Here is a 15,636-nt window from a genome sequence, read left to right on the forward strand (position 1 = left end):
AAAAAAAGTAAAATACAGCAAATTTTTGAAATTAAAAGCTCGATTTATCTCGCTTTATGCTGGATTCTCGCTTCTGCGGGAATGACATAGGAGTCATTAAAATGAAAACACAAGTATCTATAAACGGTAAAATCTGGCAGCAGAAACTGATTAACGAAGATATAGTCACCGAGTTATGTCGTAGTTTCAAAATTAGTGATTTACTGGCTAGGATAGTATCATTAAGAGTAAATAATATAGAGGAAGTAGAAAATTTTTTGATACCGAAAATCAAAAATTTATTACCTAATCCTTTTCATCTACTCGATATGGAAAAGGCTGTAGATAGAACAGTTAAAGCTATTTTAAATAACCAAAAAATATGTATCTTTGCCGATTATGATGTGGACGGTGCTACTTCAGCCGCTTTACTTAAAAATATTTTTAGAGATTTAAATATAATATGTGATATTTATGTTCCCGATCGTATAGCTGAAGGATACGGCCCAACTCCTTTTGCTATGCAAAAAATTAAAGATACCGGCACAGAATTATTAATTACGGTTGATTGCGGTGCTATGGCACATGAAGCCCTAAAATACGCAAAAGACGTTAACCTTGATGTTATAGTAATCGATCATCATATAGCTACGGAAATATTACCTGATGCAGTAGCTATAGTAAATCCAAATCGTATTGATGAAAAAAGCGAATGTAAACATTTGGCAGCCGTAGGAGTTGCTTTCTTATTTGCAACTGCAATATTATCGAATTTAAAGAAGCAAAATTATTTCACGCAAACAATGCTTCAGCCTAATCTAATGAGATATCTAGATTTAGTGGCTCTTGGTACTGTTTGTGATATGATGAAATTAACAGGCTTAAATCGTGCATTTGTCGCAAGCGGATTGAAAGTAATGCAACAAAGGCAAAATATAGGGATTAAAACATTATATGATATGGCAGGGCTTAATGAAATACCGAAATGCTATCATTTAGGGTTTATTCTAGGTCCACGTATCAATGCAGGCGGTAGAGTAGGAAAGTCAAGTTTAGGGGCTAATCTCCTATCTACTAGTTGTTCTAATGAAGCAAGTAAATTAGCTGAAGAACTTGAAAAACATAATAATGAGCGTAAAGTAATTGAGTTATTAATGATAGAAGAGGCAACAGAAATTGCTTTAACTCAACAAGATAGTAGTTTATTATTTATCGTAAAAGAAGGATGGCATCCAGGCGTTATAGGAATCGTTGCCGGCAGATTAAAAGAAAAATTTGATAAGCCGGTAGCGGTTATAGCTTTAAATGACGGGATTGGTAAAGCTTCATGCCGTTCTATTTTAGGTATTGATTTCGGTGCTGAGATTATCAATGCTAAAAGCAAAGATTTACTAATAGCAGGCGGAGGTCATGCTATGGCGGCAGGTTTTACCGTAACTGCTGAAAAATTACAAGAATTGCAGAATTTTTTTAATAATGCTTTTAGAATTAGTATAAATAAACTAGAAAATTATAAGCATGCGGAATATGATATTGATTTAACGGTTAATAGTGTAAATTTTCCTTTAATGGAGGAATTAAACACTTTAGAGCCTTTCGGTCAAGGAAATCATGAGCCTATATTTAAATTCGATGATTTATTTGTATTAAAAGCAGATATCGTTGGAAGTAAGCATATTAAATGTATGCTTGTTCCAAATAAGCGAGGCTTTGGTAATAAAGCCTTATCTGCTATTGCTTTTAATTCGGTAGGAACTTCATTTGAAGATGTTTTATTAAGCCCTAAAGCAAAAAATATTGCCGCAATAGGAACGTTAAAAACCAATAATTGGCAAGATAATTATACTATTCAATTAATTATAAAAGATATAGTTCTTAGAGAGTAGATAACGTTGCTCGCATGGATACCTGAACCGTCATTGCGAGGAAGGCTTGCTTGCGTGGACCAAATTCACCTCTGTCATCCCGTGGCTTGACCACAAAATCCAGTTAAAAATACTAAAATATTAGTATTTTTTATTATTTTTATGGACCCCGTGGTCAAGCCACGGGGTAACACAGTGGGTTTTACCGGTCTACGCAACAATGCCTTGCGAGGAGCCGTAGGCGACGCGGCAATCTAGAAAAAATAATAAAAAAATTCTGTAAATCAGAATTTTTTCTTCCTTGCTTTATCAATTGTTATGCAATTTCCTCGCAATGACGGGAAAACTGATCCACGCGGGCAATACCTGCTCGTAATGACGATTTGAGTTGACAATGTGCTATTACGTTGTTAGTATGCTTTTACATACATAAAACAGCTCTTATAAGCTAACAAGATAAATAATTCTTCAAACCGCAAGAATAAATAAAATTTTCTAAAAATCTAATTTGATTCCTAATTTTAAATAAGTATATTACTTACCTTTAAACTTAATTGCTAACTCAACTTTTCAATTATAATCTATTAATAATAAAATAATGAACACAACTAATAAAGAATCTACAGAAGAACTTAACAATACTGAATCCAATAACAATCATAATAATTTTCCAGAAAACGGTAATATTATTAATTTAAAACAATTAAAACGTAAATTACCGGAGGAACTACAAGCTCAAGCAGAAGAATTAAAAATCGAAAATATTAATTCATTACTTAAACAAGAATTAGTTTTTGCAATTTTGAAAAAATCTGTAGAGCAGGGAGGCTTAATAGTGGGAGAAGGAGTACTTGAAGTACTACCTGACGGATTTGGTTTTTTACGTTCGCCAGAAGTAAACTATTTAGCAGGTCCTGATGATATTTATATTTCTCCTAGTCAAATTCGTCGTTTTGGTCTGCGTACCGGTGATACGGTAGAAGGTCAGATCAGAGCTCCAAAAGCCGGAGAACGTTATTTTGCTTTACTGAAAGTCAATAGAGTAAATTTTGAAGACCCTTCTAAAGCTTATCATCGTGTTCATTTTGATAATTTAACTCCCTTATATCCTGATGAAAAATTAGGATTAGAACTTGAAAATAATAGTAAAGATGGTAAGGATTTTAGTACACGGGTTATTGAACTTGTTGCCCCTATGGGTAAAGGACAACGTGCATTAATAGTAGCACCGCCTCGTACAGGTAAAACCGTATTATTACAAAATATAGCACATGCAATTACAACTAATAATCCGGAAGTATTTTTAATAGTACTGTTAATAGACGAAAGACCTGAAGAAGTAACCGATATGCAACGTTCCGTGCGTGGAGAGGTTGTTAGCTCTACTTTCGATGAACCAGCAAGTAGGCACGTGCAGCTTGCAGAAATGGTTATTGAAAAAGCAAAACGTTTAGTAGAACATAAAAAAGACGTGGTAATTTTAGTAGATGCGATAACACGTTTAGCTCGTGCTTATAATACCGTAGTGCCGTCATCAGGGAAAGTATTAACGGGCGGCGTTGATGCTAATGCACTACAAAGACCGAAAAGATTTTTCGGAGCAGCAAGAAATATCGAAAATGGCGGTTCGCTTACTATAATCGGTACGGCTTTAATTGAAACTGGTTCTCGTATGGATGAAGTAATTTTTGAAGAATTTAAAGGTACAGGTAATTCTGAGATAGTTCTAGATCGTAAGATTGCCGATAAGCGTATTTATCCGGCTATTGATATAACTAGATCAGGAACTAGAAAAGAAGATTTATTAGTAGATAAAATAATATTAAATAAAATGTGGGTTCTTCGTCGTATTATCGATCCGATGGGTAGCAGTGAGGCAATAGAATTTTTACTCAAAAAACTTGAAAATACTAAAACTAACGGTGAGTTTTTTGAGATGATGAAGAGTCCTGAACGCCCTAAAAACGGTTTATAGTCGTATCGTCATTGTGAGCGGACCGGTAAAGTCACTGTGTCACCCCGTGGTCAAGCCGGCGTTGTTGCATGGCCCGAAAAACCTACTCGATGTCATTCCCGCGAAAGCGGGAATCCAGCGTAAAGCGAGATAAATCGAGCTTTTAATTTTTAAAATTTGTTGTATTTATACCTTTTTTTCTGGATTCCCGCTTTCGCGGGAATGACATAAGAGCCATGCAACAAGCCCGGTCAAGCCACGGGATGACAGAGGTAAAATTGATCCACGCGGGCAATGCCTGCTCGCAGTGATAGGGTGTATCTTCCTCACAATGACGTTGATTATACTAATTAAAAACATAAAAAATCATGAGTATAACACCTGATTATTTAATTGAAAGAAGACAAATAAAATCTCGTTTGTTAATTTGGAAACTAGCAGCTATTATTTTAATTGCTATCGTATTCTTACTATTCGGTAAAGATTTTGCTCCAAAAGAGGTTTTACCTATTAATAGTAATGAAGACTATATAGCTTCCGTATTAATAGATGAAATAATTCTTGAAGACGAAAAGCGTGACAAAAAGCTCAAAAAAATAATCGATGATTCTCATATTAAAGCGTTAATAGTTAACGTAAATTCTCCCGGCGGTACGGTAGTCGGCTCTGAAAAAATTTATAACATCTTACGCAAAATATCCGAGAAAAAGCCGGTAGTAATCGTTATGGGAACAATGGCTGCAAGCGGCGGTTATTTAATCTCTCTCGGAGGCGATTATATTATTAGCCATAACGGAACTATTACGGGTTCAATCGGTGTAATACTACAAACAGCCGAGGTAACGGAGCTTGCTCAAAAACTGGGAATTAAGTTTAATAATTTTAAATCGGGTGAATTAAAAGCTGTCCCAAATCCTACCGAAAAACTGACGGAAGCAGTGCGGGTAGCCATTATGGAAAATATAGAAGATACTTATAATTTTTTCCTTGAACTCATTTCAGAGAGGCGTAATCTTCCTATAGAAGAAGTAAAAAAGCTTGCAGACGGACGAGTATATTCAGGTCGTCAGGCTTTAAAGTTAAAGCTTGTGGATGCTATAGGCTCGGAAGATACTACATTAAAATGGTTACAGGAAGTTAAGAAAATTAATGCTAATCTACTAGTTAAAGATTATCAATTAAAACCAAAACCAAAATTAATCGACATAATACTTGAAGATTTTGATAGTATAGCACCTAGTTTTTTTTAAAATAGTTTTAACGGAATCAAAGCGATTTTTTAATAATGGTTACTAAGAATTATTTAATAGATAAAGTACATGATATGCTGAATTATCTTTCCAAAGAAGATGTTAAAGATTCAGTAGATTTAATCTTAGATTATTTAAGTCGGTCTCTCAAAGAACAAGAGCGTATCGAAATTAGAAATTTTGGTAACTTCTCCATCCGCAAACGCAAATTCCCTGAAAGCAATAAATTCTATAATATTGTTTATTATAGAATGCCTAAAAATTTATTTAAGGAGTAGATAAGTTATGGAATGGTCTAAATATAGTGTTATAGAGAAGTGGACAATAATAAAAAGCATAGTACTACATAATAATATTTTCCATGGCTCTTCATATTGAAGATTTAGAACTCTTCAAAAAAATATTATCGATAGACGGAAAGCTGGTTATTCAAGGACTTAATATAGACCCTCTTATGTATCACGATATTATAGGTAATAGGAAATATGATTCTTTTTTTGAAGCATTATATAATTACTTAAATGATAGTAAATCAGCATTCATGCCTTTAGTATCTAATAAGAAAGAATATTATCCTATTTTTGAAGAAGTATGTAATGAATCTTTAAAGGAAAAAATATCATTAATAATGACATATTTAGAAAAAGAATCTGATGATCACCCTAGATGGGAATATGAAGATACTTTAGAATATTATTTAAAAACTAGAAAAAATTATGATAAGATATTTAATAATTTTATTTGCTTCTATAGCTTTAATTGGTTGTACGGGTCAAAAAACAACGAAATCAAAAGAAGTAGTAGAACTTGACGGTGATCCAAGTTATACAATTATGAAAACAATTGATAATACTAACAGAAATATTGCTAATACCACCTCATCTCTTCCGAGTACTACGGTTAGATAAAAATGCTTGTTATTATTTCTTCCGCTAAAACTCTTAATTTTGAGAAGTTAACTCCCAAAACAGGGCTAACTTCTCTTATATTCCCTAATTTAACCAATCAGTTACTTTCTAAACTCCAAAGCTATTCTGAGAATCAATTATCGGAAATAATGAATATAAGTGCAAAGCTTGCACATATAAATAAAGAAAAATTTAAGAATTTTAATAATCAAGAGAGTAAAGCAGCTATTTTTGCTTATGCAGGAGATGTTTTTAATAATATACATGTAGAAAAACTAACTAATCATGAACTAAATTTCCTGCAATCATATTTGCTTATTATATCAGGTCTTTACGGAGCCTTAAAACCGTTAGATGCTATTAAGCCGTATAGATTAGAAATGGCAACAAAATTAAATGAAATAAACTTAATGAGTTTTTGGCAAGATGAGATCACGGATTATATTAATAAAGTCCTTGCTAAGCATGAAAATAAATATTTACTCAATCTAGCATCACAAGAATATTCATCTGTAGTAAATCCAAATAAGCTTAAATATCAATTAGTTAACATTCATTTTAAAGAAAATAGGAATGATAAATTATCAACAATTGGAATAAATGCTAAAAAGGCTCGGAGGGCGATGGTCAAGGTTATTGCTAACAACCTAATCGACTCACCTGAGCTACTTAAGAATTTCTCATATTTAGGTTATGAATTTAGTCCCAAACACTCATCTGATAGTGAAATAGTGGACTTGAACCACCGACCTTTACGATATCAACCTAAGAGCCACTATTACCATGCTTTTTTACTTTTCTCTCATATACTAATTTATAGCTTACAACCCTCTGTATTTAAGTTTTTTTCTCTATTACCAAAAATTACAACTTAACTGTAGTAGAGTTGCAGTGATTTGTCAATGTCTAAAAAATATTACAAATTTAAAAATAACATGTGGATATGATGAGCATATGGTTAGTGCAAATTCATGATCAATTTTTATCTTATAAATATACCTGGACCTTTTGAATTTGATAAGAAATTATAGCAACTATTAATTGTTAAATTGTATATAGTTGAGATAAATCATCATTTTTTAAAGTATAGTCCTATTTAACATAAGATTTGTTTTTCTGAGTAAAGCATATTACAGTTTAATTTATATATAAATTGCTGTGGGAGGATTTATGTTAGTTAAATTACTATTGTTTACTAAAGAAGTATTACATGAAATTAAAGCTCCACAGGCAAAACGCTGTAAAAGCAAACATTTAAATAACCGTAATGTTCCATAGCCTTTATAATTAGCTTCAGTTTCTAGCACTAATAACTCTCTTTCAACTGCTTTAAAATTAAATAAACTTAAATCTACGATATTGATGATCTGTGCTAACTAATTCATCTAAACTGACCATTGTTATTTGATGCTCTGACATTTCTTTACTTTCTTATTTTTTTATTACATTATAACCTCTTACTACTCATATCTCAACACTCCCCTTTTAGGGAGCGAATTTCAAAAATTAGTATGGCAAGAGCTAATGAATGTACCTTACGGTGAAACAAGAAGTTACTTTACTCAAGCTAAATTAATAGGTAGAGAAAGATCTTACAGAGCCGTTGCAAATGCTAACGGAGCAAATAAATTTGCTATAATTATTCCCTGTCACCGCATCATCAATAATAACGGCGAGCTTGGAGGCTACGGCTCAGGGCTAGATCGTAAAAAATGGCTTATTGAACATGAGAAGCAGAATTATTAAATAAAAAATCAATGCCTGAATTTCGGTTACAGTGGTTTTAAGAAGTTCGTATAATATAATTATAAATTTATATTATAGGATAAATTAATATGTTTAATGAGCTTCAAATTAATGAGATTCAAAGGCAAGAATATTATCAGGCATTAATTAATAAAGATGACAGATATGAAAATATCTTTTTTGTAGCGGTTAAAACCACAGGAGTATTTTGTAGACCGACTTGCCCTGCACGAAAGCCTAAATTTGAAAATTGTGAATTTTATAAAACTGCTAAGGAAGCTTTGCATGCTTCATATAGACCTTGTCAGCGTTGCAAGCCTCTTTCTCATCCTTACGAAGCTTCAGATTTAGTTCGCACTCTTGTTGACGCTGTTGAGCTTGAGCCTGCTAAGAGGTGGAAAGATAGTGATTTTGATAAGCTATCAGTAGATGCTTCTACAGCACGTCGCCAATTTAAAAAACGTTTTGGTATGACGTTTGTAGAATATGCAAGAGCAAGGCGTATGGGTATTGCGATGAAGCAAATTCGCATGGGTGAATCAGTAATTAATACACAAATTGATATGGGTTATGAGTCAAGTAGCGGTTTTCGAGATGCTTTCTCTAAAATAATGGGCGGACCGCCGACAAAACTTAATAAGCATTTAAATATTTTAAAAGCTGCTTGGTTAGATACTACACTTGGGGCTATGATTGCAATTAGCGATGAAAAGCTACTTTACTTATTAGAATTTGTTGATAGAAGAGGTTTAGAGCTGGAAATTGAAAGGCTAAGAATTAAGACGAAATCTGCTATTATTCCTGGAAGTACTAAACCGATTTTAATGATTGAAGAGGAGCTTAAATTGTACTTTAACGGTACTTTACAAAAGTTTAATACACCTATATATCTTTTAGGAAGCCCATTTCAAAAAATGGTTTGGCAAGAATTAGTTAATATACCTTACGGTGAAACACGAAGTTATTTAAATCAGGCTAAAGCTTTGGGCAAACCTACTTCTTATAGAGCTGTTGCAAATGCTAACGGCATGAATCAGTTAGCAATAATTGTTCCTTGCCATCGTATTATTAATAGCAATGGCGAACTTGGAGGATATGGCGGAGGATTACATCGTAAAAAATGGCTTATTGAACATGAAAGAAAATTTACAACAAATTAGAAATATTTTACTTGAGAATGCTACTATTCCTGTGGAACGTAGAACGCTGTTTTTTAAAACTAAGGAAGGGAAGTATGGAGAGCATGACCGGTTTATTGGGGGTACCATGCCGATTTTACGTAAAATAGCTAAAAGTTATTATAATTTAGATGTGGGGGATTTAAGCAGCCTTATTACTTCAGAATTTAATGAAGAAAGATTTTTAGCGTTAGCTATTTTAATTATGCAATATCAGAAAGCACAAGATAAAGAGCTTTTTTATAATTTTTATTTAAACAATATAAAATACGTAAATAATTGGAATTTAGTGGATGCTTCGGCTCATCATATAATCGGAGCTTATTTATGGGATAAAGAAAAGGACTATCTTTTTACATTAACAAAATCGGAAATTCTTTGGGAGAGATGAATAGCTATAGTCGCTACTTGGTATTTTATCAAAAATAATGAATTAGATACGACTTTTGAAATAGCAAAATTACTCTTAAACGATAAACATGATTTAATGCATAAAGCAGTAGGTTGGATGCTGCGTGAAGCAGGCAAAAAGGATGAAAAACAGTTAATAAATTTTTTAGATCGTTATATATCACAAATGCCAAGAATGATGTTACGTTATGCAATAGAGAAATTTCCTGAAGAGGTACGTAAGAATATTTTGCAAAAAAAATAACTTATGCTAGTATACTCGTTTAATTTGAAAAATTGGCTACGTTATCTTTTGCTGATAATCCTCATGTACTAGTATGTACGCTGCGGTTATCAGCTTCAAGATGCCTTGCTCTTTTCCAAATTAAACTTCGTCTACCAACTCTTCATTTATTAGATGTATATTCAATTTTAATTTAGCAAAGGTATTATTATGTTAAAAACTTTATTAGTCGGTTTTATAACTTTAATTTGTGCAGTAAGCTATGCTGATGACCAAACAGCTCAAAATCCTAATTCTACAAATTCTTCTTCTGATCAGCCCAATGATCTATTGCCTGCAGAGGCAGCCGTTAACTTTGCACAGCCTTGGGCAAGACCTACAACAAATGTGCAAGGTAAAGTTGGCAATTCTGCTATGTATTTTACATTAATAAATACTAGAAATAAGAGTCATAATTTAGTGAATATATCTTCAGATAAGATAAGCGGAATAGAAATTCATCAAACAATTAATGATCAAGGAGTTAGTAAAATGGTAAAAGTCGATTATCCATTTTTAATTGCCGGTAATATTAATATTGATTTTAAGCCCGGTGGCATGCATGTTATGCTTTATGACCCTAAAGTAGATTTAAACGCAGGAGATGAGTTTAAAATAACTTTTTACTTTGATGACAATACACGAAAAATAGTAAATGTTAAAGTAGCAAATGACAATCCGTATAATAAAACAGGGAATTAAGAAAAACATCATAAGCTAAGCTACTAAAGGTATTATTGCGTGACTCAGAAAATGCGTTTTATGTCATTCCCGCGAGGCATTGTTGCGTGGATCAATTTCACCTCTGTCATCCCGTGGTTTGACCACGGGATGACAGAGGTGAAATTGATCCATGCAACAACACTGGTCAAGCCACGGGGTGACACAGTAGGTTTTACCGATCCACGCAACAAGGCCTTCCCGCGAAAGCAAGAATCCAAAGTGTATACGTGATAAAATAAACCTATAAAAAACAAGTTTTTTATAGGTTTATTGGATTCCTGCTTAGCTAGGAATGACATAAAAGACATCATCCTAAAAAACATATGACCCTAGAAATTACCGGAAGTGAGTTAATTAAATCTAAACTTACAGATGCTCCTGAACGCTGCGGGATTTATCAGATGTTTGACGTTAACAAGCAGGTGATCTATGTCGGTAAAGCTAAAAATTTAAAGAAACGCCTTACTAATTACATTAAAAGCGATTTAGATAATAAGACGCTTCGGATGATTGCAAATACTTGTTTTTTAGAGTACAGCATTACTAATTCCGAAGTTGAGGCACTACTTTTAGAAGCCCAGCTAATCAAAAAATTTCAGCCGAAATTTAATATTCTTCTTAAGGACGACAAGTCTTTTCCTTTCATCAAGTTACGTTTAGATCATGATTTCCCGCAATTGCTAAAATATAGAGGTAAAACTCTAAGTGATGGGAAGTTTTTTGGTCCTTTTGCTTCCGCCACAGAAGTTAATACTACTTTAATGGAATTGCAAAAAATCTTTAAATTACGTTCCTGCACGGATAATTACTTTAATTCACGTACTCGTCCTTGTCTGCAATATGAGATTAAACGTTGTTATGCTCCTTGCGTCGGTAAAATAAATAAAGAGGACTATAGGGACTTAGTAGCTCAGGTTAAAGATTTTTTACAAGGTCGTACTAAAGAACTTCAAGAGAACTTATCTAAAAAGATGGAAGAGCTAAGTAGTCAGATGCGTTTTGAAGAGGCGGCAGAAATTAGAGACCGTATTAAGGCACTTAGTTATGTGCAGCTTAAGGCAGGTGTTTCAGATATTGTTAAAGACGCAGATATAATCGCTATTGTAGAAAAGAGCGGACATTATTGCGTAGAAGTGTTTTTATATAGGGCAGGGCAAGCATGCGGTAATATTCCTTATTTTCCTACTTCTACCGAAAATAGTACTAAAGAAGAAGTATTGGAATATTTTTTATTACAATTTTATCAAAAACAACAAGTACCTGCGGAAATTATAATTAATCATGAAATTAATGATAAAGAGAATGTGATAGAGGCGATTAAAAAAATCAATAATATTACTAAACTCAATATTATAATACCTATTAGTGGAGGTAAAGCCAAGCTAGTTCAGAATGCCGCAATAAATGCTTTATTCTCTCTAGAGCAATATTTGAAGAAATTTACAAAAAATCAAGAGATTATGCTTGAAATCAAAGAGCTATTTGGTCTTCCTGAAATTCCTGAAAGAATTGAGATTTATGATAATAGCCATATTCAAGGTAAGTTTGCAGTCGGCGTTATGGTAGTTGCCGGTAAAGCCGGCTTTGATAAAAAGGAATATCGGGTTTTTAATATCAATTCTCACTCTCTCTTATGTCATCCCCGCGAAAGCGGGGATCCAGAAAGGTTAATAGATTCCCGCTTTCGCGGGAATGACATTAATGATGCTAAAGGTGACGATTATGAAATGCTCTGGCTAGTTTTAACACGAAGATTAACTAGACTTAAGAATGAGCCGCATAAATTGCCAAGCTTGATGATTATAGACGGTGGCAAAGGGCATTTAAGGCTAGTTAAAGAGGTAATGGATAAATTTGAGATGAATATTCCTTTTGTTTGTATGTCAAAAGGAGTAGATAGAAATGCCGGTCTTGAGCAGTTCCATATGACAGGTAAAGAAGTATTTACTCTGGATAAAAATTTGCCGATTATGAAATATTTACAAATTTTGCGGGATGAGGCGCATAATTTCGCCATAAAGAATCATAGACTCGGTAGATCGCGTGCCATAAAATTATCAAGCCTTGATGATATAGAAGGTATAGGTGAAACTCGTAAAAAAGCATTGCTGCACTATTTCGGTTCTTATAAAGCAGTATGTGATGCAACAATAGATGAGCTTACTAAAGTAAACGGTATTAATAAGTCACTTGCCGAGATGATTTTTAATACTTTGCACAAAAAAACTAATTTTATAACTCATAATTATGCTATAATATGAGTTATAAAATAAATATTTATAGCTCATGATATGGAATTGGCAGCATAAAGATTGGCCTAACTTTAAATATGATCAGAAACATATATTAGATTTAGAGAAAAATTTTGTTAAAAATAACGGTATTCTTTTAGGGGCAGCTAAATATCTTTCAGAAGCAGATCAAAATAATTTGATTGTTATGCTTGCAAGTGATGAAGCTTTAAATAGTTCTGAAATTGAGGGTGAATATTTAAACAGAGCTAGCGTACAATCTTCTATAAAGCGTTATTTTAATATAGCAACGGATAATAGAAAAGCTTCCCCTGCAGAAAACGGAATTTCTGAATTGCTTGCCGATATGTATTATTCGTATGAGCAACCCTTAAGTCATGATTGTTTGTGTCAATGGCATGAAATGTTAACTAACGGTAGAAGAGATTTGGGTGCTATAGGAAAATATCGCGCTCACTTAGAGCCTATGCAGGTAGTATCAGGTAAATATCATGAACCTACAATTCATTTTGAAGCTCCTCCGTCTAATATTATACAGCAAGAAATGGATAAGTTCATAAAATGGTATAATGATACTAAAGATATTCTTCCTCTGACGAAAGCTGCTATAGCCCATCTTTATTTTGAGTCTATACATCCATTTGAAGACGGTAACGGAAGAATAGGTAGAGTTATTACTATAAAAATGCTGTGTCAAAATATAGGACAACCTATATTAATAGCCTTATCGCATGTAATAAATGAGGAAAAGAAATTATATTATAATGCTTTAGAAAATAATAATAAAAGTTTAGAAATTACTGATTGGATATTATATTTTGTTGAAACGATAATTAAAGCTCAAGATTATACTTTACGTAATATAGAGTTTTTAATAAATAAAACAAAATTTTACGATAAATTCAAAAATATATTAAACGCACGACAAGAAAAAGTAGTTAAAAGAATTTTTGAGGAAGGAGTAGAAGGTTTTAAAGGCAGTTTAAGTGCTAAAAACTACGTAACTATTACTAAAACTTCTAAAGCTACCGCTACAAGAGATCTCCAAGAATTAGTAGAAATGCAAGCATTTATTAAAACCGGAGAACTCAAAGGAACGAGGTATAGTATTAATATCATTTCTAGCTAGAAGCGGCGTTGTCACATGGATCGAAAAACCTACTCGATGTCATTCCCGCGTGAACCAAAAAACGCGTTCGGTGTCATACCGTGGCTTGACCACGGTATCCATAAAAAACTAAAAATACTAATAATTTAGTATTTTTAACTGGATCCCGCGATCAAGCCGTGGGATGACATTAGAGGTTACTGAATTCCTGCTTTCGCAGGAATGACATCAAACCATAATAATACCGTCCTAAAATAAATACCACAAGACTCATCATCGTTCCTATAAACACCCCTCTAAGGTTGAAATATTGTAACGATAAAGAATAATATTCCCACGTTAAAAAAGTAGCTGCTCCGCCAAGCGATGATAAGACCATTACGGTTTTAGATGTTCTGATACCGAAAAGCGTTGTTATTAACGGTACTAATATTACCGGTCCCCAAAAGCCGGTAAAGAACACTACTAAGTCAATTACGTTACTAAATTTTAAAGCTACAATTATCGCAAAACTTCCTATTATAATGTTAATAATTCGGGCAATTAATAATAATTTTTGCTGATTTTTTACTTTAAGTATAGGGTTAATTATGTCCTTAACGAGAGCTATAGAAGTAACGTTTAAATCAGAATCGGCAGTAGACATAACGGCAGCTAAGAGTCCGCTCATTACTACCCCTTGAATTAAAGGTGGAATAATTTTGTTGATTAAATAAGGTAATACTAAATTTGACGGTTGGTTTGGATAAAGCTTATAAGCAATTAAACCGTTTAAAGTAATGCAAATCAAGAAGAAAAAATATATAGCGGATTTTGCATATATTGCTTTAGTTGTTTGAGCCGGATTTTTATTAATTAAAGCTCTTTGAATAAATGTAGGATATAGATTCATGACGCTAAAGCTTAAAGCTGCTGCAATCGTATAAGAAAGTAGGTTGCTCTGATCAAAATTTGCATTTTCCGTAGGTAGGTTATTAATAAAATCTACAAAACCGATTTTATTTAAACTGATAAAAGTTATGGTCGGTATAGCGATTATCATCGCCAAAAATTGTAGTAAATTAGTAAAAACAATAGATTGTAAGCCACCGATTGTAGTATATATAAGTACTATACTATAACTTAAAATTACTCCATTTACATAATTTATTTCTAAGATATATTGAAAAATATAGCCGCTTACGCTTATTTGAGCAGCCAAAAACCCTACTGAAACAATGACTGAGCTAACACCGCCGGTAAAACGACCGATGTTACCGTAATATGTACTCAGGATATCGCCAATGCTTTCAGCTCCGTAATGTTTGGCAATTAAAGGCACTATATAGATCGCAATTAATATATCTATAGGTATTGTAAGCATCAAAGCATAGGCATAATATTCATGTTCTAAAAAAACCTTTTCCATAATACCGAAAGTGGTAGCACCTCCGACAGAGCTTGCAAATATTGTAGCTATTAATAACAGTTTACTATTTTTTGCTTTACTTTCGACATTTGCATAGTTCTTAAAACTACTATGTTTAGCTCGGTAATATATACCAGTGAGTAGAATAGATATTAGATATATGAATACGATAATATTATCTATAGGTATTTTAAACATAAATTAGGTTTAGTTTTTAAATGACATTCACTATAGGTTATTATTTTTTAATATACTATAATTAATTTAAACTTCAGATGTAGAACCTAAAATGGTAGTACTATATTTTTCATAAATATCTTTATCAGGATTATATTGGTATATATTATCTTGATGCTCTATAAACTTATTTTCTTTTTTACTTAATAGCTCCATTGGCATATAAGTGTTATCATTATCTTGGTCTAAAGTTTTTTTACTATTTTTACAATATTCTTGGATTTTTAAAATAGCTAATATAGCAAAAATTACACAACAAATTGTTAATACTCCGTCTTTAGTAAATGATAAAAATGTTGAAGTAATTGAAGAATTACCGGACGGCATGTTTGACTCTTCTTTATGGGAGTGTTGA

The 15,636-nt window shown here is 32.8% G+C and carries 16 protein-coding genes and 4 pseudogenes; 14 read left to right on the forward strand and 6 right to left on the reverse strand.

Annotation, left to right across the window (positions count from 1 at the left end):
* Positions 1-101 precede the first annotated feature (101 nt).
* Positions 102-1,865, forward strand: coding sequence for a single-stranded-DNA-specific exonuclease RecJ (recJ, locus tag SB78_RS01580; protein WP_041078006.1), 1,764 nt, complete (start codon positions 102-104; stop codon positions 1,863-1,865).
* A gap of 74 nt (positions 1,866-1,939) precedes the next feature.
* Here the strand turns inward: recJ and SB78_RS11435 are convergent, their stop codons facing one another.
* Complete coding sequence (locus tag SB78_RS11435; RefSeq protein ID WP_277813938.1) at positions 1,940-2,062, reverse strand: hypothetical protein; 123 nt, start codon at positions 2,060-2,062, stop codon at positions 1,940-1,942.
* Positions 2,063-2,442: 380 nt separating this feature from the next.
* Here SB78_RS11435 and rho point away from each other — a divergent pair, with 380 nt between their 5' ends.
* Complete coding sequence (gene rho, locus SB78_RS01585; protein ID WP_041078008.1) at positions 2,443-3,819, forward strand: transcription termination factor Rho; 1,377 nt, start codon at positions 2,443-2,445, stop codon at positions 3,817-3,819.
* Between the two features lie 165 nt (positions 3,820-3,984).
* Here rho and SB78_RS09570 read toward each other — a convergent pair whose 3' ends face one another.
* Positions 3,985-4,158, reverse strand: coding sequence for a hypothetical protein (locus tag SB78_RS09570; protein ID WP_206743488.1), 174 nt, complete (start codon positions 4,156-4,158; stop codon positions 3,985-3,987).
* Positions 4,159-4,166: 8 nt separating this feature from the next.
* On the opposite strand from SB78_RS09570, the gene sppA reads away from it, so the two are divergent.
* From sppA to SB78_RS01605, 5 genes and pseudogenes are all read left to right on the forward strand, one after another.
* Positions 4,167-5,048, forward strand: a complete 882-nt coding sequence (sppA, locus tag SB78_RS01590; protein WP_041078010.1) for a signal peptide peptidase SppA — start codon at positions 4,167-4,169, stop codon at positions 5,046-5,048.
* A gap of 35 nt (positions 5,049-5,083) precedes the next feature.
* Positions 5,084-5,326, forward strand: a complete 243-nt coding sequence (locus tag SB78_RS01595; protein ID WP_041078012.1) for an HU family DNA-binding protein — start codon at positions 5,084-5,086, stop codon at positions 5,324-5,326.
* Between the two features lie 83 nt (positions 5,327-5,409).
* The gene (locus tag SB78_RS10545; RefSeq protein ID WP_241773657.1) at positions 5,410-5,859 is read left to right on the forward strand and encodes a hypothetical protein; all 450 of its coding nucleotides are present in this window, start codon (positions 5,410-5,412) and stop codon (positions 5,857-5,859) included.
* A complete protein-coding gene (locus SB78_RS07615) occupies positions 5,768-5,956 on the forward strand; it encodes a hypothetical protein (protein WP_241773659.1) in 189 nt (62 codons plus the stop codon). The genes SB78_RS10545 and SB78_RS07615 overlap by 92 nt, the downstream gene beginning before the upstream one ends.
* A gap of 2 nt (positions 5,957-5,958) precedes the next feature.
* Positions 5,959-6,690: pseudogene (locus SB78_RS01605) on the forward strand (YaaA family protein); the annotation flags it as partial.
* A gap of 408 nt (positions 6,691-7,098) precedes the next feature.
* Here the strand turns inward: SB78_RS01605 and SB78_RS09920 are convergent.
* Complete coding sequence (locus tag SB78_RS09920) at positions 7,099-7,263, reverse strand: hypothetical protein (RefSeq protein WP_199402695.1); 165 nt, start codon at positions 7,261-7,263, stop codon at positions 7,099-7,101.
* 163 nt (positions 7,264-7,426) lie between these two features.
* On the opposite strand from SB78_RS09920, the pseudogene SB78_RS01610 reads away from it, so the two are divergent.
* The 5 genes and pseudogenes from SB78_RS01610 to SB78_RS01630 all read left to right on the forward strand — a co-directional run.
* Positions 7,427-7,702: pseudogene (locus SB78_RS01610) on the forward strand (methylated-DNA--[protein]-cysteine S-methyltransferase); the annotation flags it as partial.
* An 89-nt stretch (positions 7,703-7,791) separates the two neighbouring features.
* Positions 7,792-8,283, forward strand: a pseudogene (locus SB78_RS10550) (bifunctional transcriptional activator/DNA repair enzyme AdaA); the annotation flags it as partial.
* Positions 8,284-8,313: 30 nt separating this feature from the next.
* Positions 8,314-8,862: a methylated-DNA--[protein]-cysteine S-methyltransferase gene (locus SB78_RS10555; RefSeq protein ID WP_241773660.1), complete on the forward strand. Its 549-nt coding sequence runs from the start codon at positions 8,314-8,316 to the stop codon at positions 8,860-8,862.
* A pseudogene (locus SB78_RS10560) lies at positions 8,837-9,535 on the forward strand (DNA alkylation repair protein). The gene SB78_RS10555 and the pseudogene SB78_RS10560 overlap by 26 nt, the downstream one beginning before the upstream one ends.
* 189 nt (positions 9,536-9,724) lie before the next feature.
* Positions 9,725-10,255 (forward strand): copper chaperone PCu(A)C, encoded by a 531-nt coding sequence (locus tag SB78_RS01630; RefSeq protein ID WP_041078018.1) that lies wholly within the window; start codon positions 9,725-9,727, stop codon positions 10,253-10,255.
* 44 nt (positions 10,256-10,299) lie between these two features.
* Here SB78_RS01630 and SB78_RS10565 read toward each other — a convergent pair whose 3' ends face one another.
* Positions 10,300-10,575, reverse strand: a complete 276-nt coding sequence (locus tag SB78_RS10565; RefSeq protein WP_146624996.1) for a hypothetical protein — start codon at positions 10,573-10,575, stop codon at positions 10,300-10,302.
* 24 nt (positions 10,576-10,599) lie between these two features.
* Here SB78_RS10565 and uvrC point away from each other — a divergent pair, with 24 nt between their 5' ends.
* Entirely contained in the window at positions 10,600-12,537 is a 1,938-nt protein-coding gene (gene uvrC, locus SB78_RS01635; protein WP_052458460.1) for an excinuclease ABC subunit UvrC, read from the forward strand.
* 25 nt (positions 12,538-12,562) lie between these two features.
* A complete protein-coding gene (locus SB78_RS01640; RefSeq protein WP_041078020.1) occupies positions 12,563-13,657 on the forward strand; it encodes a Fic family protein in 1,095 nt (364 codons plus the stop codon).
* 169 nt (positions 13,658-13,826) lie between these two features.
* Here the strand turns inward: SB78_RS01640 and SB78_RS01645 are convergent, their stop codons facing one another.
* A complete protein-coding gene (locus SB78_RS01645; RefSeq protein ID WP_041078022.1) occupies positions 13,827-15,242 on the reverse strand; it encodes a sodium:solute symporter family protein in 1,416 nt (471 codons plus the stop codon).
* A gap of 66 nt (positions 15,243-15,308) precedes the next feature.
* Positions 15,309-15,636 (reverse strand): hypothetical protein (locus tag SB78_RS01650; protein WP_206743489.1); only part of this gene is annotated, 328 nt, incomplete at its 5' end.

The organism is Rickettsia asembonensis (assembly GCF_000828125.2).
Classification (GTDB): domain Bacteria; phylum Pseudomonadota; class Alphaproteobacteria; order Rickettsiales; family Rickettsiaceae; genus Rickettsia; species Rickettsia asembonensis.